General features: G+C 52.8%; 19 protein-coding genes. 16 read left to right on the forward strand and 3 right to left on the reverse strand.

The annotated features are described in order from the left end of the window. Positions 1-62 precede the first annotated feature (62 nt). The 9 genes from rpsA (at position 63) to AC07NP_RS02745 (ending at position 10,722) form a co-directional block, all read left to right on the forward strand. Positions 63-1,736 carry a 30S ribosomal protein S1 gene (rpsA, locus tag AC07NP_RS02705; RefSeq protein ID WP_004860074.1) on the forward strand — a complete coding sequence of 558 codons (1,674 nt, stop codon included), beginning with the start codon at positions 63-65 and terminating at the stop codon, positions 1,734-1,736. A 160-nt stretch (positions 1,737-1,896) separates the two neighbouring features. After that, the gene (ihfB, locus tag AC07NP_RS02710; RefSeq protein WP_002463068.1) at positions 1,897-2,181 is read left to right on the forward strand and encodes an integration host factor subunit beta; all 285 of its coding nucleotides are present in this window, start codon (positions 1,897-1,899) and stop codon (positions 2,179-2,181) included. 218 nt (positions 2,182-2,399) lie between these two features. Continuing rightward, positions 2,400-4,664, forward strand: coding sequence for a ComEC family protein (locus AC07NP_RS02715; RefSeq protein ID WP_494659494.1), 2,265 nt, complete (start codon positions 2,400-2,402; stop codon positions 4,662-4,664). Positions 4,665-4,700: 36 nt separating this feature from the next. After that, positions 4,701-6,449, forward strand: a complete 1,749-nt coding sequence (gene msbA, locus AC07NP_RS02720) for a lipid A ABC transporter ATP-binding protein/permease MsbA (protein WP_494659495.1) — start codon at positions 4,701-4,703, stop codon at positions 6,447-6,449. Then, positions 6,446-7,423, forward strand: coding sequence for a tetraacyldisaccharide 4'-kinase (lpxK, locus tag AC07NP_RS02725; RefSeq protein ID WP_494659496.1), 978 nt, complete (start codon positions 6,446-6,448; stop codon positions 7,421-7,423). Before msbA ends, lpxK begins: the two co-directional genes overlap by 4 nt. A gap of 41 nt (positions 7,424-7,464) precedes the next feature. Further along, positions 7,465-8,697, forward strand: a complete 1,233-nt coding sequence (locus tag AC07NP_RS02730; RefSeq protein WP_494659497.1) for a winged helix-turn-helix domain-containing protein — start codon at positions 7,465-7,467, stop codon at positions 8,695-8,697. Positions 8,698-8,748: 51 nt separating this feature from the next. Continuing rightward, entirely contained in the window at positions 8,749-8,931 is a 183-nt protein-coding gene (gene ycaR, locus AC07NP_RS02735) for a protein YcaR (RefSeq protein WP_162380057.1), read from the forward strand. After that, positions 8,928-9,674 carry a 3-deoxy-manno-octulosonate cytidylyltransferase gene (kdsB, locus tag AC07NP_RS02740; RefSeq protein WP_494659498.1) on the forward strand — a complete coding sequence of 249 codons (747 nt, stop codon included), beginning with the start codon at positions 8,928-8,930 and terminating at the stop codon, positions 9,672-9,674. Before ycaR ends, kdsB begins: the two co-directional genes overlap by 4 nt. Positions 9,675-9,828: 154 nt before the next feature. Further along, positions 9,829-10,722: a YcbJ family phosphotransferase gene (locus AC07NP_RS02745; protein WP_203358277.1), complete on the forward strand. Its 894-nt coding sequence runs from the start codon at positions 9,829-9,831 to the stop codon at positions 10,720-10,722. On the opposite strand, the gene elyC is transcribed toward AC07NP_RS02745, so the two are convergent. Further along, complete coding sequence (gene elyC / locus AC07NP_RS02750) at positions 10,699-11,478, reverse strand: envelope biogenesis factor ElyC (protein WP_494659499.1); 780 nt, start codon at positions 11,476-11,478, stop codon at positions 10,699-10,701. The two genes, AC07NP_RS02745 and elyC, sit on opposite strands and share 24 nt — an antisense overlap. 135 nt (positions 11,479-11,613) lie before the next feature. On the opposite strand from elyC, the gene cmoM reads away from it, so the two are divergent. From cmoM to AC07NP_RS02785, 7 genes are all read left to right on the forward strand, one after another. Beyond that, positions 11,614-12,393, forward strand: coding sequence for a tRNA uridine 5-oxyacetic acid(34) methyltransferase CmoM (gene cmoM, locus AC07NP_RS02755; RefSeq protein ID WP_276292210.1), 780 nt, complete (start codon positions 11,614-11,616; stop codon positions 12,391-12,393). A gap of 3 nt (positions 12,394-12,396) precedes the next feature. After that, a complete protein-coding gene (mukF, locus tag AC07NP_RS02760; protein ID WP_494659500.1) occupies positions 12,397-13,719 on the forward strand; it encodes a chromosome partition protein MukF in 1,323 nt (440 codons plus the stop codon). Further along, positions 13,700-14,404 (forward strand): chromosome partition protein MukE, encoded by a 705-nt coding sequence (gene mukE, locus AC07NP_RS02765; protein ID WP_203358273.1) that lies wholly within the window; start codon positions 13,700-13,702, stop codon positions 14,402-14,404. Before mukF ends, mukE begins: the two co-directional genes overlap by 20 nt. Continuing rightward, on the forward strand, positions 14,404-18,864 hold the full coding sequence (mukB, locus tag AC07NP_RS02770) for a chromosome partition protein MukB (protein ID WP_494659501.1): 4,461 nt from the start codon (positions 14,404-14,406) through the stop codon (positions 18,862-18,864). The genes mukE and mukB overlap by 1 nt, the downstream gene beginning before the upstream one ends. 228 nt (positions 18,865-19,092) lie before the next feature. Further along, on the forward strand, positions 19,093-20,934 hold the full coding sequence (gene ldtD, locus AC07NP_RS02775; RefSeq protein WP_494659502.1) for a L,D-transpeptidase: 1,842 nt from the start codon (positions 19,093-19,095) through the stop codon (positions 20,932-20,934). 180 nt (positions 20,935-21,114) lie between these two features. Beyond that, entirely contained in the window at positions 21,115-21,663 is a 549-nt protein-coding gene (gene mepK / locus AC07NP_RS02780) for a peptidoglycan L,D-endopeptidase MepK (protein ID WP_276292207.1), read from the forward strand. Between the two features lie 28 nt (positions 21,664-21,691). Beyond that, the gene (locus AC07NP_RS02785; RefSeq protein ID WP_203358269.1) at positions 21,692-22,339 is read left to right on the forward strand and encodes an MBL fold metallo-hydrolase; all 648 of its coding nucleotides are present in this window, start codon (positions 21,692-21,694) and stop codon (positions 22,337-22,339) included. A gap of 48 nt (positions 22,340-22,387) precedes the next feature. Here the strand turns inward: AC07NP_RS02785 and aspC are convergent, their stop codons facing one another. Further along, positions 22,388-23,578, reverse strand: a complete 1,191-nt coding sequence (aspC, locus tag AC07NP_RS02790) for an aspartate transaminase (RefSeq protein WP_494659503.1) — start codon at positions 23,576-23,578, stop codon at positions 22,388-22,390. A 183-nt stretch (positions 23,579-23,761) separates the two neighbouring features. Further along, positions 23,762-24,859, reverse strand: a complete 1,098-nt coding sequence (gene ompF / locus AC07NP_RS02795; RefSeq protein WP_203358267.1) for a porin OmpF — start codon at positions 24,857-24,859, stop codon at positions 23,762-23,764. Positions 24,860-25,460 lie beyond the last annotated feature (601 nt).

Consider the following 25,460-nt stretch of genomic DNA (forward strand, 5'->3'; position numbering starts at 1 on the left):
TTAAACAACCCCATCCGGCATGGAGCCAGGTGGACGTTAAATATGAAACCTGAAGATTAAACATGACTGAATCTTTTGCTCAACTATTTGAAGAATCCTTAAAAACAATCGAAACCCGTCCGGGTTCCATCGTTCGTGGTGTTGTTGTTGCTATCGACAAAGATATCGTACTGGTTGACGCCGGTCTGAAATCTGAGTCTGCCATTCCGGCAGAGCAGTTCAAAAACGCCCAGGGCGAGCTGGAAATCCAGGTTGGTGACGAAGTTGACGTTGCACTGGATGCAGTAGAAGACGGCTTCGGTGAAACTCTGCTGTCCCGTGAGAAAGCTAAACGTCACGAAGCTTGGATCACGCTGGAAAAAGCTTACGAAGAAGCTGAAACTGTAGTCGGTGTTATCAACGGCAAAGTTAAAGGTGGCTTCACTGTTGAGCTGAACGGTATTCGCGCGTTCCTGCCAGGTTCTCTGGTAGACGTTCGTCCGGTTCGCGACACGCTGCACCTGGAAGGCAAAGAGCTTGAGTTCAAAGTAATCAAGCTGGACCAGAAGCGTAACAACGTTGTTGTTTCTCGTCGTGCCGTTATCGAATCCGAGAACAGCGCAGAACGCGATCAGCTGCTGGAAAACCTGCAGGAAGGCATGGAAGTTAAAGGTATCGTTAAGAACCTCACTGACTACGGTGCATTCGTTGATCTGGGTGGTGTTGACGGCCTGCTGCACATCACTGACATGGCATGGAAACGCGTTAAGCATCCGAGCGAAATCGTAAACGTGGGCGACGAAATCACTGTTAAAGTGCTGAAGTTCGACCGCGAGCGTACCCGTGTATCTCTGGGCCTGAAACAACTGGGCGAAGATCCGTGGGTAGCTATCGCTAAGCGTTATCCGGAAGGTACCAAACTGACTGGTCGCGTGACCAACCTGACCGACTACGGCTGCTTCGTTGAAATCGAAGAAGGCGTTGAAGGCCTGGTTCACGTTTCCGAAATGGATTGGACCAACAAAAACATCCACCCGTCCAAAGTTGTTAACGTTGGCGATGTAGTGGAAGTTATGGTTCTGGATATCGACGAAGAACGTCGTCGTATCTCCCTGGGTCTGAAGCAGTGCAAAAACAACCCATGGCAGCAGTTCGCGGAAACCCACAACAAGGGCGACCGTGTTGAAGGTAAAATCAAGTCTATCACTGACTTCGGTATCTTCATCGGCCTGGACGGCGGCATCGACGGCCTGGTTCACCTGTCTGACATCTCCTGGAACGTTGCAGGCGAAGAAGCAGTTCGTGAATACAAAAAAGGCGACGAAATCGCAGCAGTTGTTCTGCAGGTTGACGCAGAACGTGAGCGTATCTCTCTGGGCGTTAAACAGCTCGCAGAAGATCCGTTCAACAACTGGGTTGCACTGAACAAGAAAGGCGCAATCGTAAACGGTAAAGTCACTGCAGTTGACGCTAAAGGCGCAACCGTAGAACTGGCTGACGGCGTTGAAGGTTACCTGCGCGCTTCTGAAGCTTCCCGTGACCGCGTTGAAGATGCAACTCTGGTTCTGAGCGTTGGCGACGATGTTGAAGCTAAATTCACCGGCGTTGATCGTAAAAACCGTGCAATCAGCCTGTCTGTTCGTGCGAAAGACGAAGCTGATGAGAAAGATGCAATCGCAACTGTTAACAAACAGGAAGATGCAAACTTCTCCAACAACGCAATGGCTGAAGCTTTCAAAGCAGCTAAAGGCGAGTAATTCTCTGAAACTTCGGGGTGTTTCATCCTGAAGTATCACGAGTTTACTTGACAGATTGCGGGATTCGTCCTGTAATCAAGCACTAAGGGCGGCTACGGCCGCCCTTAATCAATGCAGCGACAGTAACAGCTAATTTTGCCTTTAAGGAACCGGAGGAATCATGACCAAGTCAGAATTGATTGAAAGACTTGCAACCCAGCAATCTCACATTCCCGCGAAAGCGGTTGAAGATGCAGTGAAAGAGATGCTGGAGCATATGGCCTCGACTCTTGCGCAGGGCGAGCGTATTGAAATCCGCGGTTTCGGCAGTTTTTCTTTGCACTACCGCGCACCTCGTACCGGACGTAACCCGAAGACTGGCGACAAAGTGGATCTGGAAGGAAAATATGTTCCTCACTTTAAACCAGGTAAAGAACTGCGCGATCGCGCCAATATTTACGGTTAAGTTTTAACTTAAAACTTGAGCCAGAAAAAAGCACCGTAGAGGTGCTTTTTTCGTTTCTGGAACCCCGTCAAAGATGGGGAACTGGAATCCCCTTCGCATTTGTATTTGCGCGTTTCAGCCGCCATCCAAAAACAGCGGAATCCTTGCTGTAAGTTGTCAAACTGCCACCGGACAACCACACCACAAAACGGCACACTTTCTCTAACAGGGAGGTGCCTATGAAAATAACAACGGTGAGTGCGTGCGCATTGTCTGGCATTCTTCCTCTGTTGCTATTACCCGCATTACCGGATACGCCGTATCTCGCCGTCGTATTCCTTCTGGCGTGTGTATTCTGTTTTATTCCCCGGCGTTGGTCGCGTTATGTCACACTGACTGTGCTCTTCTTTCTGTGGGGGATCTTCGCCGCAAAACAGACTCTCTGGCCGGGCAATACATTGCCTGGTGCAACGCAACAGGCTGTTGTGCAAATAACCGCGACTGACCATATGACGACGCATTATGGGCAAGTTACGCATGTGCAGGGGCAGCGACTATTTCCTGCGGTGGGAATCGTTTTAAACGATCAGTATTTGCCAGGCGAAGTGTGCGCCGGGCAACAGTGGGCAATGACGCTAAAGATACGCGCGGTACATGGTCAACTGAATGACGGTGGGTTCGATAGCCAACGTTATGCGTTGGCCCAGCATCAACCTCTGACGGGACGTTTTTTGCAGGCAAGTGTCATCGACCCCCGGTGCAGCTTACGTGCTCGTTACTTGTCTTCTCTCACGGCTTCGCTGGAAAACTATCCCTGGCAGCAGGTTATCCTGGGGCTGGGCATGGGGGAGCGTCTGTCGGTGCCGCAGGAGGTGAAAGACCTCATGCGGGATACTGGCACAACACATCTGATGGCGATTTCCGGTCTGCACATTGCCTTTGCCGCGTTGCTCACGGGGGGAATTATTCGAGGTATGCAATTTGTGTTGCCAGCGGGGTGGATTCGCTGGCCGGTTCCCCTTGTGGGTGGAATCGGCAGCGCCCTGTTTTATGCCTGGCTTACGGGGTTGCAGCCACCCGCATTACGCACGGTTATTGCCTTGAGTGCATGGGGAATACTTAAATTAAGCGGACGGCAATGGAGTGGATGGGAGGTCTGGCTTTGTTGTCTGGCGGCGATTGTTATTGCCGATCCTGTTGCCATTTTGTCGCAGAGTTTGTGGCTGTCGGCATTGGCGGTTGCTGCACTTCTGTTTTGGTATCAATGGGGTCCTGCTCCAGCCTGTTCGGTATCACGCGTGGGGCGCTTGATATGGAGTCTTATCCATCTGCAGTTAGGCATTACGGTGTTGCTCTTACCTGTGCAAATTGCGATCTTTCATGGCCTGAGTGTGACCGCATTTCTGGCAAATCTGTTTGCTGTACCGCTGGTGACATTTATTTCTGTCCCGCTCATTCTGGCTGGCATGGTGGTGCACCTGACGGGACCACTCCTCATTGAAGAGGGATGTTGGTATCTGGCCGATCGTTCACTGGCACTCTTGTTTTGGCTGCTCAGCCATTTACCGGAAGGCTGGATCAGTATTGATAAGCGGTGGCAATGGTTGGCATTGTCTCCCTGGTTAATAATCATTGCCTGGCGGTTTGCTGTTTGGCGTACCTGGCCGGGGGTATGCCTGGCAGGAGCGATTTTAGTCAGTTGGCCCGTATGGCGTACAGAGCCCAAAGATGAATGGCAGGTTCACATGCTGGATGTCGGGCAGGGGTTGGCGATGGTCATTGCCCGCAATGGCAAGGCTATTCTCTATGATACCGGGCGAGCCTGGCCGGAGGGTGACAGCGGGCAGCAGTTGATCATTCCCTGGCTACGCTGGCACAACCTGAAACCCGAAGGCATTATTCTCAGCCACGAACATCTGGATCATCGTGGTGGATTGCACTCATTACAGAAAGCCTGGCCAACGCTTTGGATAAGAAGCTCGTTAGGATGGGAAGGGCATCAGCCCTGTTTTCGGGCAGAACAGTGGAAATGGCAAGGATTGACGTTTCGCGCGCACTGGCCGATCAAAGGTAATAAAGAAAATGGGAATAACCGTTCCTGTGTCGTCAAAGTCGATGACGGTAAATACAGTGTGCTGTTGACGGGGGATATTGAATCCGGCGCAGAACAAAAAATGCTAAGTCACTATTGGCAACATTTACAGGCGACATTTATTCAGGTTCCGCACCATGGTAGCAATACGTCTTCGTCGCTGGCGTTAATTCAACGTGTTGAGGGGCAGGGGGCGCTGGCCTCGGCATCGCGTTACAACGCCTGGCGATTGCCGTCACGGAAAGTCAGGCAGCGATACCGTCAGCAGGGATATCAATGGCTGGATACGCCGCATCAGGGGCAGATTTCGCTTATCTTTTCCTCGCAAGGTTGGCGAATACGCAGTCTGCGGGAGCAAATTTTACCTCGTTGGTATCATCAGTGGTTTGGCGTGTCAGAGGATAACGGGTAGAATATGCGGCTATTTCAACAAATGCTGGTTTTTTGAATGCATAACGATAAAGATCTCTCTACGTGGCAGACATTCCGCAGACTGTGGCCAACCATTGCGCCGTTCAAATTGGGCCTGATCGTGGCGGGTGTGGCGTTAATCCTCAACGCAGCGAGCGATACCTTCATGTTATCGCTCCTGAAGCCGTTACTGGATGAAGGTTTTGGTAAAACAGACCGTTCGGTGCTGCTTTGGATGCCATTGGTGGTGATTGGTCTGATGGTATTACGTGGCATCACCAGCTATGTCTCCAGCTACTGTCTTTCGTGGGTGTCAGGTAAGGTCGTGATGACAATACGTCGTCGCTTGTTCGGCCATATGATGGGGATGCCCGTCTCCTTTTTTGATAAGCAGTCGACAGGCACTTTGCTCTCGCGCATTACCTACGACTCAGAGCAGGTCGCATCTTCCTCTTCTGGGGCGCTGATCACCGTTGTGCGTGAAGGGGCCTCGATTATCGGTCTGTTTGTCTTGATGTTCTACTACAGCTGGCAACTGTCGATCATTCTGATCGTACTGGCGCCCGTTGTCTCAATTGCGATTCGCGTGGTTTCTAAGCGTTTTCGTAGCATCAGTAAAAACATGCAGAACACGATGGGGCAGGTCACGACCAGTGCTGAGCAGATGCTGAAAGGCCACAAAGAAGTGTTGATTTTTGGTGGTCAGGAAGTCGAAACCAAACGTTTTGACAAAGTCAGCAATAAAATGCGTATGCAGGGGATGAAGATGGTGTCGGCCTCTGCTATCTCTGACCCCATCATTCAGCTGATTGCGTCTTTGGCGTTGGCCTTTGTCCTGTATGCGGCCAGCTTCCCGAGCGTCATGGAAAACCTGACCGCAGGGACGATCACCGTTGTCTTCTCATCCATGATTGCCCTGATGCGCCCGCTGAAATCTCTGACCAACGTCAACGCACAGTTCCAGCGTGGGATGGCGGCATGCCAGACACTATTTGCGATTCTGGACAGCGAGCAAGAGAAAGATGAAGGTAAGCGTGTTATTGAACGTGCAAGCGGCGACCTGGAATTCCGCAACGTCACCTTCACCTACCCGGGACGTGAAGTGCCTGCACTGCGTAATATCAGTCTGAATATTCCGGCAGGTAAAACCGTGGCGTTAGTCGGGCGTTCAGGCTCAGGGAAATCGACGATCGCCAGTCTTATCACCCGTTTTTATGACATTGATGAAGGCCATATCCTGATGGACGGGCATGACCTGCGTGAGTATACGCTGGCATCCTTGCGTAACCAGGTTGCTCTGGTTTCACAGAACGTACATCTTTTTAACGATACCGTCGCTAACAACATTGCCTACGCACGTAATGAGGTGTACACCCGCGAGCAGATCGAAGAGGCTGCACGTATGGCGTATGCGATGGACTTTATCAACAAAATGGATGACGGTCTGGATACAGTCATTGGTGAGAACGGTGTCCTGTTGTCTGGCGGTCAGCGCCAGCGTATTGCGATTGCGCGTGCTCTGCTGCGCGACAGTCCGATTCTGATTCTGGACGAAGCCACTTCCGCGCTGGATACCGAGTCGGAGCGTGCGATCCAGGCTGCGCTGGACGAACTACAGAAAAACCGTACATCGCTGGTTATTGCTCACCGCCTCTCCACTATTGAACAGGCAGATGAGATTGTAGTGGTGGAAGACGGGCTGATTGTTGAACGTGGAACCCATACTGACCTGCTGGAACATAGCGGTGTCTATGCTCAGTTGCACAGAATGCAATTTGGTCAATGATCGCACGCATCTGGTCCGGTGAGTCGCCTTTATGGCGGCTATTACTCCCACTCTCCTGGCTATACGGCCTGGTGAGCGGGAGTATCCGCTTGTGCTACAGGCTGGGATTAAAACAAACCTGGCGTGCGCCAGTGCCGGTCGTTGTCGTGGGGAATCTGACGGCGGGTGGCAACGGTAAAACGCCGGTCGTTATCTGGTTGGTTGAACAGCTCCAGCAGCGTGGTATTCGCGTGGGGGTGGTTTCACGGGGTTACGGTGGTAAGGCGCCATCCTATCCGTTGCTCCTGACACACGAGACCACGACAGCGGAAGCGGGTGATGAACCGGTTCTGATCTCTCAACGTACCGGCGCGCCGGTTGCCGTTTCGCCCAATCGCTGCGATGCGGTAAAAGCCATTTTGGCTCATCATGATGTGCAAATTATTGTGACCGATGATGGGTTGCAACATTACCGTCTGGCGCGTGATGTAGAAATCGTGGTGGTTGACGGTGTTCGCCGATTTGGCAATGGCTGGTGGCTGCCGGCAGGCCCGATGCGCGAGCGTGCGGGTCGGCTTAAATCGGTGGATGCAGTTATTGTTAATGGCGGCGTTGCTGAATCGGGTGAAATTCCCATGCTTCTGGAACCCGGCCTTGCAGTCAATCTGCGCACCGGTGAACGCTGTAATGTGGCGCAACTGCGTAATATTGTCGCTATGGCGGGCATCGGCCATCCTCCCCGTTTCTTTGCGACACTCGACGCATGCGGCGCACATCCGCAAAAATGCGTGGCGCTGGCAGATCATCAGTCGCTCAGTTACGGTGACGTCAACGCATTACTCACCGAAGGTCAGACGCTGGTGATGACGGAAAAGGATGCCGTTAAGTGCCGCTCGTTTGCAGACGATAACTGGTGGTATTTGCCTGTTGATGCTCAGCTGTCTGGTGAAGAACCGGATGCCTTGCTTAAGCAACTCATTTCGCTGGTTCGTTAGCTGAATCAGGCTGCGGCGGCGAACGATTTATGGAGTTCTCAATGTTGTTGCCGCAACTCTCTCTTACCGACGCTCGTCACCTTCACCTTGCAGCCCAGGGGCTGTTAAAGAAATCACGCCGTCGCGCGCAGCCTGGCGATATTCTCGCCGCCATTTCGCACATGTCGCTGTTGCAAATCGACACCATCAACATTGTCGCACGTAGCCCGTATCTGGTGCTATTCAGCCGCCTTGGGAACTATCCGCCGCAGTGGCTGGATGACGCATTATTGCGCGGTGAACTGATGGAGTACTGGGCGCATGAGGCCTGTTTTCTGCCGCGTAGCGACTTTGCGCTCATCCGCCACCGAATGCTGTCGCCCGAGAACATGGGCTGGAAGTATAAAGCGGCCTGGATGAAAGAGCATGCCCATGAAATCGAGCAACTGATGCAGCATATTCATCACAACGGTCCGGTGCGCTCTGCGGATTTTGAACATCCACGCAAAGGGGCTAACGGCTGGTGGGAGTGGAAGCCCCATAAACGTCATCTCGAAGGACTGTTTACCGCCGGAAAGGTGATGGTGGTGGAACGTCGCAACTTTCAGCGGGTGTATGATTTGACGCAACGCGTCATGCCCCACTGGGATGATAAACGTGACTTACTTTCTCAGGCGCAAGCGGAAACCGCGATGCTGGATAACAGTGCGCGCAGTCTGGGGATATTCCGTGAACCGTGGCTGGCGGACTACTACCGCTTAAAACGGCCTGCGTTGAATGCATGGCGGGACGCCCGCGCTGAGCAACAGCAGATCATTCCAGTCGAGGTTGAAACATTAGGCACGTTGTGGCTCCATGCAGACCTTCAACCGTTGCTTGAACAGGCACTGGCAGGCCAATTAACGGCGACGCACAGCGCCGTGTTGTCACCGTTTGACCCCGTTGTCTGGGATCGAAAACGGGCAGAGCAACTGTTTGATTTCACTTATCGTCTGGAGTGCTACACCCCGGCGCCTAAACGACAATACGGTTATTTTGTCCTGCCGTTGTTGCATCGAGGGGCGCTGGTCGGGCGGATGGATGCCAAAATGCACCGCAAAACGGGGGTACTGGAAGTGATTGCGTTGTACCTGCAAGAGGGGATCAAGCCCGGTGCAACCCTGCAAAAAGGTCTGTTTCAGGCGATTAGCGATTTCGCGCGTTGGCAGCAGGCAAAGCGCGTTACGCTGGGCGTTTGTCCCCAGGGATTGTTTGGTGACTGCCGACAGGGCTGGGAAATAGACGCAGAGGGATAGACGATTATGTTAATATTTACAGAATCACAATCCGGTCCATCTGGAGGAACTATGGATCATCGTCTGCTCGAAATCATTGCCTGCCCGGTATGTAACGGCAAACTCTGGTACAACCAGGAAAAACAAGAACTGATTTGCAAACTGGATAACCTTGCTTTCCCATTACGCGATGGTATTCCGGTATTACTGGAAACCGAAGCCCGTCCTTTGACCTCCGACGAGAGCAAATCATGAGTTTTGTGGTCATTATTCCTGCCCGTTTTGCATCGACGCGCCTGCCGGGTAAACCATTACAGGATATCAACGGCAAGCCGATGATTGTGCACGTGCTGGAACGTGCGCGTGAATCCGGGGCCGATCGTATTATTGTGGCGACCGATCATGAAGATGTGGCGCGCGCGGTAGAGGCGGCTGGCGGTGAGGTGTGCATGACCCGCGCCGATCATCAGTCGGGTACCGAGCGACTGGCGGAAGTCGTGGAAAAATGCGGATTCAGCGATGATACCGTCATTGTGAACGTACAGGGCGATGAGCCGATGATCCCGGCGGTAATTATTCGCCAGGTCGCGGACAACCTGGCGCAGCGCCAGGTCGGTATGGCAACGCTGGCAGTGCCGATTCACAGTGCGGAAGAGGCATTCAATCCAAACGCGGTGAAAGTGGTGCTGGATGCACAAGGCTACGCGCTTTACTTCTCTCGTGCGACGATCCCCTGGGATCGCGACCGTTTTGCCAATAGCCGTGAGACCATTGGCGATACCTTCCTGCGCCATTTGGGGATCTATGGCTATCGTGCCGGATTTATTCGCCGCTATGTGAACTGGCAGCCAAGCCCACTGGAACACATTGAGATGCTGGAGCAGCTTCGTGTGTTGTGGTACGGCGAAAAAATCCATGTTGCCGTTGCTAAAGAAGTTCCTGGAACTGGTGTGGATACAGCCGAAGACCTTGAGCGCGTTCGCGCTGAAATGCGTTAAGCTTCAATACCGACACTCCGCTCAGTTATGAGAGGGGTGTCGTACCGTTACGATTTTCCTCCACTTTTCTTTTCATCAATTGATCTCATCAGGGTGACATCTGTCCATACGACGCTCATTATGAAAGCAGTAGCGTTTATGAGGGCAATCTGAAATGGAACAGCTGCGAGCCGAATTGAGTCATTTACTGGGTGAAAAACTCAGCCGTATAGAGTGCGTGAATGAAAAGGTAGATACGGCGCTGTGGTCACTGTATGACAGCCAGGGAAAACCGATGCCGCTCATGGCGAGAAGTTTCACCACGCCAGGTATGGCGCAACAGTTGGCGTGGAAAACGACCATGCTGGCGCGTAGCGGCACGGTGCGTATGCCGGTCATTTACGGCGTCATGACCCATGAAGAGCATCCCGGCCCCGATATTTTACTGCTGGAACGGATGCGTGGCGTACCCGTTGAAGCGCCAGCGCGAACGCCTGAACGGTGGGAGCATTTAAAAGACCAGATTGTTGAAGGTTTGCTCTCCTGGCATCGTCAGGATAGCCGTGGCTGTGTGGGCGCGGTGGATAATACGCAGGAAAATATCTGGCCTTCCTGGTACCGCCAGCGTGTCGAAGTGTTATGGAGCACGTTAAACCAGTTCAACAATACGGGGTTAACGATGCATGACAAGCGCATTCTGTTCCGTACCCGGGAATGCCTGCCTGCGTTGTTTGAAGGATTTAACGACAATTGCGTACTGATTCACGGCAATTTCAGTTTGCGCAGTATGCTTAAAGATGCCCGCAACGATCAGCTTTTGGCAATGGTAGGACCTGGCGTGATGCTGTGGGCGCCACGGGAGTACGAATTGTTTCGCTTGATGGACAACGCACTGGCGGAAGGGTTGCTCTGGCATTACCTGCAACGCGCGCCAGTCGCAGAATCCTTTATCTGGCGGCGTTGGCTCTATGTATTGTGGGATGAAGTTTCGCAACTGGTCAATACAGGGCGTTTTAACCGCGCTAACTTTGATCTTGCGGCCAAATCACTCCTGCCCTGGCTCGCCTGAGGCCCCTTTAAGCCACTGCCAGACGCGACCTAATGTTTCATATCCGACGCGATCGCTGTGCATCAACCAGACGGGAGAAGGGATCGCTCGCTCCCACGGATTGAGCGGCGAATCAATCGCCAGCTGATTTGCCGGGGCCGGGAGCGGATGAAGCCCCGCCTGCTGGAAGAAAATCATGGCGCGCGGTAAATGCGACGCGGAAGTGACCAGCAGGAACGGCGCATCGCCGATGGCCTGCTTAACGGCTACCGCTTCTTCTTCAGTGTCTTTGGGGCTATCCAGGGTAATGATATCGCTTAGCGGCACGCCGAGTGACTGCGCGACTCTGGCTCCGGCTTCAGCCGTACTGACATTATTCGTTTTTGCTCTTGCGCCGGTAAAAATCAGTTTTGACCCCGGATTGGCCAGCCAAAGTCGCACCCCTTCGTTGAGACGCGGCAGGCTGTTGCTGATCAAGTTTGAACTTGGCGCCCACTGTGGATTCCAGGTATAACCGCCGCCCAGCACCACGACATATTCGACTTTTTGCGTGTTTTGCCAGGTGGGATACTGGTCTTCGATCGGTTTCAGTAAGCGATCGGCAACCGGTTGCAGGCTCAATAGCAATAATGCGAGCCAGCCCAGGCTCAGACACACCTTGCCGGTTTTTTGAAAGCGACTAAACCACACCAGCGCCAGTCCCACCCCCATGATCAAGAGCATGAGCGGGAGCGGCAGCATCATACCGCCAATCACTTTCTTCAGTGTAAAAAGCATCCTTTTTGGTTCCTTTTTTAACCATACAGCAGGGGATCTGCAGGGATATTACACCAGACAGGTTCATTCTCGGCGTGGCTGTGACAAAATAGCGGTTTTATCAGAGAACCCCTTTGTTAGCCTGTGGAGAGCCCGATGCGGGATCGCAATTTTGATGACATTGCAGAAAAGTTTTCCCGTAACATTTACGGAACCACCAAGGGGCAGCTGCGGCAGGCCATTTTGTGGCAAGACCTTGACCGTGTCCTGGCGGAAATGGGTGAGCAAAAACTGCACATCCTGGATGCTGGCGGTGGTGAAGGGCAGACCGCGATCAAAATGGCTGAACGGGGTCATCGGGTCACACTATGCGATCTGTCCGGCGAAATGATTGCGCGCGCGCAATTGGCGGCTGAGGCGAAAGGCGTAAGCGGAAACATGCATTTTATACAATGCGCCGCTCAGGATGTTGCTTCGCATTTGGAAAGCCCGGTTGATCTGATATTGTTTCATGCTGTGCTTGAGTGGGTCGCTGACCCCGTCAGCATGTTACAAACGCTTTGGTCTGTGTTACGTCCCGGCGGCGTGCTGTCATTAATGTTCTACAATGCTAACGGCCTGTTGATGCACAACATGGTGGCAGGGAACTTTGACTACGTGCAAGTCGGGATGCCAAAACGTAAAAAACGTACGCTTTCGCCAGACTATCCGCGTGAACCGGGGCAGGTTTACCAATGGCTGGAAGAGATTGGCTGGCAGATTACCGGCAAAACGGGTGTACGTGTGTTTCATGATTATCTGCGTGAGAAGCACCAACAGCGTGACTGTTATGAAATGTTAGTCGAATTAGAAACGCGCTACTGTCGCCAGGAGCCTTACATTAGCCTTGGCCGTTACATTCATGTCACCGCTCGCAAACCGCAGATGCAAGGATAACTTATGAGTGAATTTTCCCAGACAGTCCCCGAACTGGTTGCCTGGGCCAGAAAAAATGACTTCTCCATCGCGCTGCCGGTAGACAGACTTTCGTTCCTGCTGGCGGTGGCCACGCTCAACGGCGAGCGTCTGGACGGTGAGATGAGCGAAGGGGAGCTGGTGGATGCATTCCGCCATGTCAGTGATGCGTTTGAGCAAACCAGCGAAACCATCGGCGTGCGCGCCAACAACGCGATCAACGATATGGTTCGTCAACGTCTGCTGAACCGCTTTACCAGTGAGCAGGCGGAAGGGAATGCCATCTACCGTCTGACGCCGCTTGGGATCGGCATTACCGACTACTATATTCGCCAGCGTGAGTTTTCCACGCTGCGTCTCTCAATGCAGCTGTCCATTGTGGCGGGTGAATTGAAGCGTGCCGCAGATGCGGCGAGTGAAGGCGGCGATGAATTCCACTGGCATCGTAATGTGTATGCGCCGTTGAAATATTCCGTGGCGGAAATCTTCGACAGTATCGACCTGACGCAGCGCATCATGGACGAGCAGCAACAGCAGGTGAAAGACGACATTGCCCAGTTGCTGAACAAGGACTGGCGCGCAGCGATTTCGAGCTGCGAAATGTTGCTGTCTGAAACCTCCGGCACGTTGCGCGAACTCCAGGATACGCTGGAAGCGGCGGGCGATAAGCTGCAAGCTAATCTGTTGCACATTCAGGACGCAATCATGACGCGCGACGATCTGCATTTCGTCGACAGACTGGTCTTCGATCTCCAGAGCAAACTGGATCGCATTATTAGCTGGGGTCAGCAATCCATCGACTTGTGGATTGGCTATGATCGGCACGTGCATAAATTTATCCGTACCGCCATTGATATGGATAAAAACCGCGTCTTTGCTCAACGTTTACGTCAGTCCGTTCAAACCTATTTTGACGATCCGTGGGCGCTAACCTACGCCAATGCAGATCGCCTGCTGGACATGCGCGATGAAGAGATGGTCCTGCGCGACGAAGAGGTAACCGGGGAGTTGCCGCCGGATCTGGAATATGAAGAATTTAACGAGATTCGGGAACAGCTGGCGGCGATCATCGAAGAACAGCTGGCTATCTACAAATCCAGACAAGCACCACTGGATCTCGGTCTGGTGGTGCGCGAGTATCTGGCGCAATACCCGCGTGCGCGTCATTTTGACGTCGCGCGTATTGTAATTGATCAAGCGGTACGTCTTGGCGTAGCGCAAGCAGATTTCACCGGACTGCCTCCTAAATGGCAGCCAATTAATGATTACGGAGCCAAGGTACAGGCGCATGTCATTGACAAATATTGAACAAGTGATGCCAGTTAAGCTGGCGCAGGCGCTGGCAAACCCGTTATTTCCGGCGCTGGACAGCGCATTACGCTCGGGCAGACATATTGGTCTGGATGAACTGGATAACCATGCCTTTCTGATGGATTTTCAGGAATATCTGGAAGAGTTTTACAGCCGCTATAACGTTGAGTTAATTCGCGCGCCGGAAGGTTTCTTCTATCTTCGCCCGCGTTCCACAACGATTATTCCGCGCTCCGTGTTGTCTGAGCTGGACATGATGGTCGGTAAAATCCTGTGCTATCTCTATCTCAGTCCGGAACGTCTGGCGAATGAAGGGATTTTTACCCAGCAAGAGTTGTACGACGAACTGCTGACGCTGGCTGACGAAGCCAAACTGTTGAAGCTGGTAAACAACCGCTCGACCGGTTCAGACGTTGACCGTCAGAAACTGCAGGAAAAGGTACGTTCATCGTTAAACCGTCTGCGTCGCCTGGGCATGGTGTGGTTTATGGGCCACGACAGCAGCAAATTCCGCATCACCGAGTCGGTCTTCCGCTTCGGGGCGGATGTCCGTAGCGGCGACGATCCTCGTGAAGCGCAACGCCGCTTAATTCGTGATGGCGAAGCGATGCCCGTCGAAAACCATCTACAGCTCAATGATGAGACCGAAGAGAATCAGGCGGACAGTGGAGAGGAAGAATAATGATTGAACGCGGTAAATTTCGCTCACTAACGCTGATTAACTGGAACGGTTTCTTCGCCCGAACGTTTGATCTCGATGAACTGGTCACCACGTTATCCGGGGGGAACGGGGCAGGGAAATCCACCACCATGGCGGCGTTCGTTACGGCGCTTATCCCGGATCTGACCCTGCTGCACTTCCGTAATACCACCGAGGCGGGAGCGACCAGCGGATCGCGAGACAAAGGTCTGCACGGTAAGCTGAAAGCGGGTGTCTGTTACTCCATGCTGGATGTTCTCAACTCACGTCATCAGCGTGTGGTTGTGGGCGTACGTTTGCAGCAGGTTGCCGGGCGCGACCGTAAAGTCGACATCAAGCCGTTCGCCATTCAGGGGCTGCCGATGTCGGTACAACCGACGCAACTGGTCACGGAAACCCTCAACGATCGCCAGGCTCGTGTGCTGACGCTTGCGGAGCTGAAAGAAAAGCTCGACGAGATGGAAGGCGTGCAGTTTAAGCAGTTCAACTCGATTACCGACTATCACTCGCTGATGTTCGATCTGGGCATTATTGCTCGCCGTCTCCGCTCCGCGTCAGACCGCAGTAAGTTCTATCGCCTGATCGAAGCGTCACTTTACGGCGGTATCTCCAGCGCGATTACGCGCTCGCTGCGTGACTACCTGCTGCCGGAAAACAGCGGTGTACGTAAAGCGTTCCAGGATATGGAAGCCGCGCTGCGTGAAAACCGTATGACGCTGGAAGCGATTCGCGTCACCCAGTCTGACCGCGACTTGTTTAAGCATCTTATCAGCGAAGCCACTAACTATGTGGCGGCTGACTACATGCGCCATGCTAACGAGCGGCGGGTCCATCTGGATAAAGCCCTTGAGTATCGCCGTGAATTGCACACCTCCCGTAAGCAACTGGCGGCGGAGCAGTACAAGCACGTCGATATGGCGCGTGAGCTGGGCGAGCACAACGGTGCAGAGGGCGATCTGGAAGCCGACTATCAGGCGGCGAGCGATCACCTGAATCTGGTGCAAACGGCCCTGCGCCAGCAAGAAAAAATTGAACGTTACGAGGCTGACCTGGATGAATTACAGATCCGCCTTGAAGAACAAAATGAAGTGGTCGCCGAAGCGGTCGATCGTCAGGAAGAGAATGAAGCTCGTGCCGAAGCCGCAGAGCTGGAAGTGGATGAGCTGAAAAATCAGCTCGCCGATTATCAGCAGGCGTTGGATGTACAGCAAACGCGCGCCATTCAATACAACCAGGCGATTCAGGCGCTTGCCCGGGCTAAAGAAATTTGCCATCTGCCGGATTTAACGGCGGACAGTGCGGCGCAGTGGCTGGAAACCTTCCAGGCCAAAGAGCAGGAAGCGACGGAAAAACTGCTCTCGCTGGAACAAAAAATGAGTGTGGCGCAAACCGCGCACAGTCAGTTTGAGCAGGCGTATCAACTGGTGGCGGCGATCAATGGCCCGCTGGCGCGCGGTGAAGCGTGGGATGTCGCACGGGAACTGCTGCGCGACGGCGTCAACCAGCGTCATCTGGCAGAACAGGTTCAGCCGTTGCGTATGCGCCTGAACGAACTGGAACAGCGTCTGCGTGAACAACAGGAAGCCGAACGCCTGTTGGCTGAGTTTTGTAAGCGTCAGGGTAAGCATTTCGATATCGACGAACTGGAAGCCCTGCATCAGGAACTGGAAGCGCGTATCGCCGACCTTTCTGACAGCGTGTCGAATGCGCGCGAACAGCGAATGACGCTGCGTCAGGAGCAGGAGCAGGTTGAGTCGCGTATTCAGCATTTGATGCGGCGAGCCCCTGTCTGGCTGGCGGCGCAAAATAGCCTGAATCAGTTGTGCGAGCAGAGCGGCGAAGAGTTTACCTCCGGCCAGGATGTGACCGAGTATCTGCAACAATTGCTCGAACGTGAACGTGAGGCGATTGTTGAGCGCGACGAAGTGGGCGCGCGTAAAAATGCGATAGATGAAGAGATTGAACGCTTAAGCCAGCCAGGCGGCTCGGAAGATCAGCGTCTAAATACGCTGGCCGAACGTTTTGGCGGCGTGCTGTTGTCAGAAATTTATGATGACGTCAGCCTTGAAGATGCGCCGTACTTCTCCGCGCTGTATGGCCCTTCGCGTCATGCGATCGTGGTGCCGGATCTGTCTCTCATCAGCGAACAGCTGGAAGGGCTGACGGATTGCCCTGAAGATCTCTATTTTATCGAAGGTGACCCGCAGTCGTTTGATGACAGCGTCTTCAGCGTCGACGAACTGGAAAAAGCGGTGGTGGTGAAGACTGCCGAGCGCCAGTGGCGCTACTCCCGCTTCCCGGAAGTCCCGATCTTCGGGCGCGCGGCGCGTGAAAACCGTATCGAAAACCTGCACGCCGAGCGCGAAGGGCTTTCCGAACGGTTCGCGACGCTCTCTTTCGATGTGCAGAAAACCCAGCGTCTGCACCAGGCGTTCAGCCGTTTTATCGGCAGCCACTTAAGCGTTGCTTTTGACGCCGACCCGGAAGCGGAAATTCGCCAGTTGAATGGCCGCCGTGTTGAACTGGAACGCGCGCTGACCAATCATGAAAATGAAAATCAGCAGCAACGTGTCCAGTTCGAGCAGGCTAAAGAGGGCGTTTCCGCCCTGAACCGCTTGCTGCCGCGCCTGAATCTGCTGAGTGATGAAACGCTGGCGGATCGCGTTGATGAAATTCAGGAGCGTCTGGATGAAGCTCAGGAAGCCGCGCGTTTTGTGCAGCAGCACGGTAACCAGCTGGCTAAACTGGAACCGATAGTCTCTGTTCTGCAGAGCGATCCGGAACAGTTTGAGCAGTTAAAAGAAGACTACGCGTATTCTCAGCAGGTGCAGCGTGATGCGCGTCAGCAGGCCTTTGCGCTGAGCGAAGTGGTGCAGCGTCGTGCCCACTTTAGCTACTCCGACTCGGCGGAAATGCTCAGCGGCAACAGCGATCTGAACGAGAAACTGCGTGAACGTCTGGAGCATGCTGAAGCTGAACGAACCCGTGCTCGCGAAGCATTGCGTGGACACGCTGCGCAGTTGGGCCAGTACAACCAGGTTATGGCGTCGTTGAAAAGTTCGTACGACACCAAAAAAGAGCTGCTTAACGATTTACAGCGCGAATTGCAGGATATCGGTGTTCGTGCTGACAGCGGCGCGGAAGAGCGCGCCCGCATTCGTCGTGATGAGCTGCATGCGCAGTTGAGCAATAACCGCGCACGTCGTAACCAACTGGAAAAAGCGTTGACCTTCTGCGAAGCGGAAATGGACAACCTGACCCGTAAACTGCGCAAGCTTGAGCGTGATTATCATGAAATGCGTGAGCAGGTCGTGACAGCGAAAGCAGGATGGTGCGCCGTCATGCGGATGGTGAAAGATAACGGCGTTGAGCGTCGTCTCCACCGTCGCGAACTCGCTTATCTGTCGGCGGATGAACTCCGTTCCATGTCAGATAAGGCGCTCGGTGCGCTGCGTCTGGCCGTGGCGGATAACGAACATCTGCGCGATGTTCTGCGGATGTCTGAAGATCCGAAACGTCCTGAGCGTAAAATTCAGTTCTTCGTGGCGGTCTATCAACACCTGCGCGAACGTATCCGCCAGGATATCATCCGTACTGACGATCCGGTTGAAGCCATTGAACAAATGGAGATCGAACTGAGCCGTCTGACGGAAGAGTTGACCTCCCGCGAACAGAAGCTGGCGATCAGTTCACGCAGCGTGGCGAACATTATTCGCAAGACTATCCAGCGTGAGCAGAACCGTATTCGCATGTTGAACCAGGGATTGCAGAGCGTTTCCTTCGGTCAGGTCAACAGCGTGCGTCTGAACGTCAATGTCCGCGAAACCCATGCCACGTTGCTGGATGTCCTTTCTGAGCAACATGAACAGCATCAGGATCTGTTTAACAGCAACCGCCTGACCTTCTCCGAAGCGCTGGCGAAGCTGTATCAGCGTCTGAATCCGCAGATCGATATGGGGCAGCGTACGCCGCAGACGATTGGCGAGGAGCTCCTGGATTACCGTAACTACCTGGAAATGGAAGTCGAAGTTAACCGTGGGTCTGACGGTTGGTTGCGAGCAGAATCCGGCGCCTTGTCTACCGGTGAAGCGATCGGTACCGGGATGTCCATTCTGGTGATGGTGGTACAAAGCTGGGAAGATGAAGGCCGCCGACTGCGCGGAAAAGACATCTCTCCATGCCGTCTGCTGTTCCTTGATGAAGCGGCCCGTCTGGATGCGCGTTCCATCGCAACGCTGTTCGAACTGTGCGAACGTTTGCAGATGCAACTTATCATCGCAGCGCCAGAAAACATCAGCCCGGAGAAAGGCACCACTTACAAACTGGTGCGTAAGGTCTTCCATAATACGGAACACGTTCATGTGGTCGGATTGCGTGGTTTTGCCCCGCAATTACCTGAGCCTCTTCCAGGGACCGAAGATGCCTCATCGCAGGCAAGCTAGATGAAAAGGGCGGCTGAAAGGCCGCCTTTTCCTTTTCAGAAAACAGCAATGTTGGGTGAAATATCTTTAAACTTCTTTACATTAGGTCAGGCAAAAACTTTTTGATGTTTATATACTGAAGGTAAGCCTGACGAGTAAGCAGGCTTGCTCGTCATACTTCCGTGTGTATTGGCGTTAAGCAGACGGTCTTGCAATGTAAAGTATGATTAAGAAAACAGGGGGCAAGGGATGTTGCTTAATAAAATATGTGGTCGTCGACTCTCGGCACTCAGTTTATGCCTGGTCGTAATATTTGCTCCACTGTTTAGTGTGCAGGCCGACGAGCCTGAAATGATTCCTGGCGACAGTTCCGCCGCGCTCAGCGAACAGCCTACCGCGTTGTCTCAGCCGCAAGCCCAGTCGCCCGTCACTGCGATGATGGCCGGGATTCAACCTCTTCCAGAAGGCGCCGCAGGTAAAGCCCGCGCCGAAATACAATCGCAATTACCGTCCGGGTATACACCGGTCTACATGAATCAGCTCGAGCTTCTGTACGCGGCGCGAGAGATGAAACCGATGTGGGAGAACCGCGAGGCGGTAAAAGCGTTTCAACAGCAGTTGGCTGAAGTCGCAATTGCCGGATTTCAGCCGCAGTTTACCACCTGGGTTGCGTTGCTGACCGACCCTTCGGTGACGGGCCTGGCACGGGATACCGTCCTCTCTGATGCGATGATGGGGTATCTCCATTTTATCGCCAACATTCCCGTGAAAGGCACGCGGTGGTTGTATAGCGATAAACCCTATGCGCTGGTGACGCCGCCCATTTCGGTCATTAACCAGTGGCAGGTCGCGTTGGAAAATGGCCAGCTCGCCCCGTTTGTGACGAGTCTGGCGCCTCAGCACCCTCAGTATGCGGAAATGCATAGCGATTTGCTAAAGCTGGTGGCGGATTCCCGCCCGTGGCCGCAGTTGAGCAGCACCGCGACACTGCGACCCGGCCAATGGAGTAATGACGTTCCTGCACTGCGGGAGATTTTACAGCGGACAGGTATGCTGGACGGTGGGCCAAACATCGCCTTGCCTGGCGATGAAACGCCAGCCAGTGCGGTGGTCAGTCCTTCTGCCGTTGCCGTTGCCGCGAAACCGGTAGCGCGCAAAACACTTCCGCAACGCAAATCGGCTCCCGCCGTTTACGATCGTGAACTGGTCGAGGCCGTCAAACGTTTTCAGGCATGGCAAGGGCTGGGGGCTGATGGCTCCGTGGGTCCGGCAACCCGCGACTGGTTAAACGTGACCGCCGCGCAACGTGCGGGTGTCCTGGCGCTGAATATTCAGCGTCTGCGGCTACTGCCGGGTGAATTATCCACCGGTATTATGGTGAATATTCCGGCCTATTCACTGGTGTATTACCAGAACGGCAACCAGGTATTGGCGTCGCGCGTTATTGTTGGCCGTCCCGATCGCAAAACGCCGATGATGAGCAGCGCATTGAATAATGTGGTCGTTAACCCGCCGTGGAATGTCCCTCCGACGCTGGCGCGGAAAGACATCCTGCCGAAACTGTGGAACGATCCCGGTTATCTGGAGCGTCACGGTTATACCGTGATGCGTGGCTGGAACAGCAAACAGGCGATCGACCCCTGGCAGGTCGACTGGGGAACGATTACCGCGTCAAATCTTCCGTTCCGCTTCCAGCAGGCACCGGGCGCGCGCAACTCATTAGGGCGCTATAAATTCAATATGCCCAGTTCTGAAGCGATTTATCTGCACGATACGCCAAACCACACGTTGTTCCAGAAGGACACACGAGCGCTCAGTTCTGGGTGTGTACGTGTGAATAAAGCGTCGGAGTTGGCGAATATGCTGCTGCAGGATGCGGGCTGGAATGATACCCGTATCTCCGATGCGCTGAAGCAAGGTGATACACGGTATGTCAACATTCGCCAAAATATTCCGGTTAATCTCTATTACCTGACGGCGTTCGTCGGTGCTGATGGGCGCACCCAGTATCGTACAGATATTTACAATTATGATCAGACCGCGCGATCCAGTGCACAGATCATGTCGAAAGCAGAACAATTAATCAGGTAAATGAAGACGTTCTACTTAATCTGTTGTCGTAATACTTAGCCGCAACGGGGCCGCCTGGCTGCAGGCCCCGTCGTTGCTGGGGATGGGTTATCTTGACGTCGGCTTTTTTGCCAGTTAAGGTGCCCTTCGTGCGCCAGAAGTGCATATTAACGATAACATTTACTTGTAGACCTGATTATCATGGACAAATTCAACGCTAATCGCCGCAAATTGCTGGCGTTAGGTGGTGTTGCCCTCGGTGCAGCCATCTTGCCCACGCCTACGTTTGCAACCCTCTCTACCCCTCGTCCGCGCATTCTGACACTCAATAATCTCCATACCGGAGAGTCGATAAAAGCGGAGTTTTTCGATGGCAGAGCCTATATTCAGGATGAATTAGCAAAACTTAATCATTTTTTCCGTGATTTTCGCGCGAATAAAGTGAAGTCCATCGACCCAGGATTGTTTGACCAGCTCTTTCGCCTTCAGGGGCTCTTAGGAACCCGTAATCCCGTACAGCTCATCTCGGGGTATCGTTCGGCTGATACCAATAACGAATTACGCGCGCGCAGCCGTGGTGTAGCGAAAAAAAGCTATCACACGAAAGGGCAGGCAATGGATTTCCATATTGAAGGCGTTTCATTGAGTAATATTCGCAAAGCTGCGTTATCTATGCGCGCAGGTGGTGTAGGATACTACCCACGCAGTAACTTTGTGCATATTGACACCGGTCCGGCACGGCACTGGTGATCCACAGGCTTAACGAAACAGGAGCAGTATGAACTATCGTATTATTCCGGTCACCGCATTCGCCCAGAATTGTTCATTAATCTGGTGTGAGCAAACCCGTCTGGCCGCGCTGGTTGATCCCGGCGGCGATGCAGAGAAGATCAAACGCGAAGTGGAGGCCAGTGGCGTTACGCTAACGCAGATTCTTCTCACGCATGGTCACCTTGATCATGTTGGAGCGGCGGGTGAACTGGCTGAGCATTATGGCGTGCCTGTGATCGGCCCGGAAAAAGAAGATGAGTTCTGGCTGCAGGGTTTACCGGCGCAAAGTCGCATGTTTGGCCTCGGAGAGTGTCAGCCACTGACGCCTGACCGTTGGTTGAATGAAGGCGATCGTGTGAGCGTAGGGAATGTGACTTTACAGGTGTTGCATTGTCCGGGACACACGCCAGGGCACGTGGTCTTCTTTGATGAACAATCGCAGTTACTGATTGCTGGTGATGTGATTTTCAAAGGCGGCGTTGGGCGCAGTGATTTCCCGCGTGGGGATCACAATCAGCTGATCGATTCGATTAAACGTAAACTGTTGCCATTGGGCGACGATGTGACGTTTATCCCCGGGCATGGTCCGCTTTCCACGCTTGGCAATGAACGGTTGCATAATCCGTTCCTGCAAGACGAAATGCCTGTCTGGTAACCGCATAAAAAAGCCCGCAATAGCGGGCTTTGTTTTTTTCAGTCTGTTTTACAGCACGGCAACGATGGCTTCGCACAGCGGCGCCATGTTATCCGGCGTCATGCCTGCCACGTTCACACGACCAGAAGCCACAGCGTAGACACCAAACTCTTCACGCAGACGCAGGACTTGTTCTTTGGTCAGACCGCTGAACGAGAACATGCCGTTTTGTTTGATGATGAAGCTGAAGTCGCGGTTCGCGCCTTTCTCTTGCAGGGTATTCACAAACAGCAGACGCATACGCTGAATACGCTGGCGCATATCGGTCAGTTCTTGTTCCCAGATAGCACGCAGAGCGTCGTTGCTCAGAATGGTCGCTACCACCGATGCACCGTGCGCCGGCGGGTTGGAGTAGTTCGCGCGAATAACGGACTTCATCTGGCTGAAAGCACGGTCAACGGTTTCAGCATCCGCCGCTACCAGCGTGCAGGCACCGACGCGTTCGTTATACAGGCCAAAGTTTTTGGAGTAAGAACTCGCGACGATCAGTTCTTTATGCAGCCCGGCGAAAGCGCGCAGACCTTCCGCATCTTCTTCCAGACCACGGGCAAAGCCCTGATAGGCGAAGTCAAACAACGGCAGCCATCCTTTCTCAACGGAAAGCTGAGCCAGCGTTTGCCATTGTTCAAGCGTAGGATCAATACCGGTTGGGTTGTGGCAGCAGCCGTGGAACAGAACGACATCGCCCGCCTGAGCCTCGCTCAGACTGCTCAGCAGCGCGTCAAAGTCCAGACAATGGTTTTCAGCGTCGTAATACGCGTATTCACGCACTTCCAGACCGGCGGAATTAAAGACGCTCTTATGGTTCGGCCAGCTCGGGTTGCTCACCCATACGCGTTTGGCCGCGGTATTTTTTGCCAGGAAATCAGCAGCAACACGCAGAGCGCCTGTACCACCCGGAGTTTGCGCAGTGCGAGCCCGTTTGTCGTTGATCAGGGCGTTACCTTTGCCAAATAACAGTTCCTGAGTGCAATGACCAAACTCTGGAATACCGTCAATGCCGAGGTAGTTTTTCGTCGTTTCATTTTCGAGTAAATATTGCTCGGCTTTTTTAACGCTGGTTAGCACCGGCGTTTTGCCAGTCTCATCTTTATAGACACCGATACCCAGGTTAATTTTCCCAGGACGGTCATCGGCACGAAACAGATCGGCCAGACCCAGAATGGGGTCGGCAGGGGCGGCGGTAATGTTCTCAAACATGACGAGGTTCCATTGTAGTTACAGAAGGGAAATCCGTAATCAGGTTAACGGTAGATTTACAAAATGCCAACTGTTAGTGACAAAAAGCCTGATTGTTTTTAGAAGACACGAGAATTTGCTGGCAGACATAAAAAAACAGGACCGAAGTCCTGTTTTTTAGGCATTTAACAAAAAGGTCTGCTATTAGAACTGGTAAACGATACCGACAGCAACGGTGTCGTCTGAGCCAATACCCAGTTCGTTGTCAGAATCGATCTGGTTGATGATGTAGTCGACGTAAGTGGACATGTTTTTGTTGAAGTAGTAGGTTGCGCCCACTTCGAAGTAGTTCACGAGATCAACATCGCCGATGCCTTCGATATCTTTACCTTTAGATTTGGTATAAGCGATGGACGGACGCAGACCGAAGTCGAACTGATACTGAGCAACCAGCAGGACGTCTTCAGTTTTGTTAGCGTAACCATTCAGGCCATTGAGGCCGTTAGAGATACGGGTTGCGTTATGTGTTTCGCTGTAGTTAGCCGCCAGGTAGATGCTGTTCGCATCATATTTCACGCCAGCTGCCCACTGTTCAGCTTTCGCTCCACCGTTAGCGTAAGTCAGCGCTTCCTGATCGTTGGTACGGTCAGCCGCGCCGTAGGCACCGACGATACCGAAACCTTCGTACTCATAGCTGATTGAACCACCAACACCATCACCGTTAGAACGACGAACATCGCTGTCACGCTCGTTTTTACCCAAGTACTGTACAGCGAAGTTCAGACCGTCAACCAGACCGAAGAAGTTGGCGTTACGGTAAGTCGCCAGACCGCCGTTACGCTGAGCGAAGAACATGTCAGATGCGGCGGTATCACCACCAAACTCTGGCAGCATATCGGTGTAGCCCAGTGCATCGTAAACCACGCCGTAGTTACGACCGTAGTCGAAAGAACCATAGTCGCCGTATTTCAGACCCGCGAAAGCCAGACGGGTTTTGTTACCGTCTTGAGCGTCGCTACCGCCTTCGGAGTTGTTACCGGCAAAGTTATATTCCCACTGACCGTAACCGGTCAGATCGGAGTTGATCTGTGTTTCCCCTTTGAAACCAAGACGGGCATAAGTTTCGTCGCCGTTGCCGCCGTAACTGTTTTTGCCATTGTCTTTAGAAAAATAACGTAAACCTACTGCTTTACCGTACAGGTCCAGCTTATTAGCATCTTTGTTGTAGATTTCTGCTGCGTTTGCGGTACCTGCTGCCAGCAGTGCAGGGATAACCACTGCCAGAATGTTGCGCTTCATCATTATTTATTACCCTCATTGGTTTTTTTATGACACCTGCCACTGCCGTCAATGAATTCTGTCAATAATAATTTACGGAACTATTGATGAGAGTTTGGTGTCTTTATGTGTCTGACAGGCATCTTTCCATTCAAACCACCGTTTCGCTACAGCGAAAATGCTACAAAGTTAAAGATTTTGTTTCTAAGAGAAAAAATGTGTAACAAAAAATTAAATTTGATGAACTTTGTGAACGCCGTCAAATTTCAGCGTGTTTTCTCGATTTGAAACGCCATTTTTAATTCTATTTATATGATTTTCTTATGTTTAATTTAGATAAAGCGAGGGATTTAACGTGATGTAACCGCTGGAAAGGTGAGTTGCATTTCATTTGAAGACGTCTGGACTTCTAAGTGGCAGGTTAAAAAATGTGCTATAAGCTAGGGGAAAACTCATCTTCAACATAAATTTGCATATATTTTATTCATAAATATTACAGGGAAATATGACGTAACAAGAATGTGGGTTTTGAGGGGTTGCTATTAGATTTGATTACTTTTTGCTCACAAAACTTGACAATTGCACAGATAAAAAAGGCCAGCGAGGCTGGCCTTTAGAGGTGACG

This window comes from Citrobacter sp. GW821-FHT07H02, assembly GCF_059418505.1.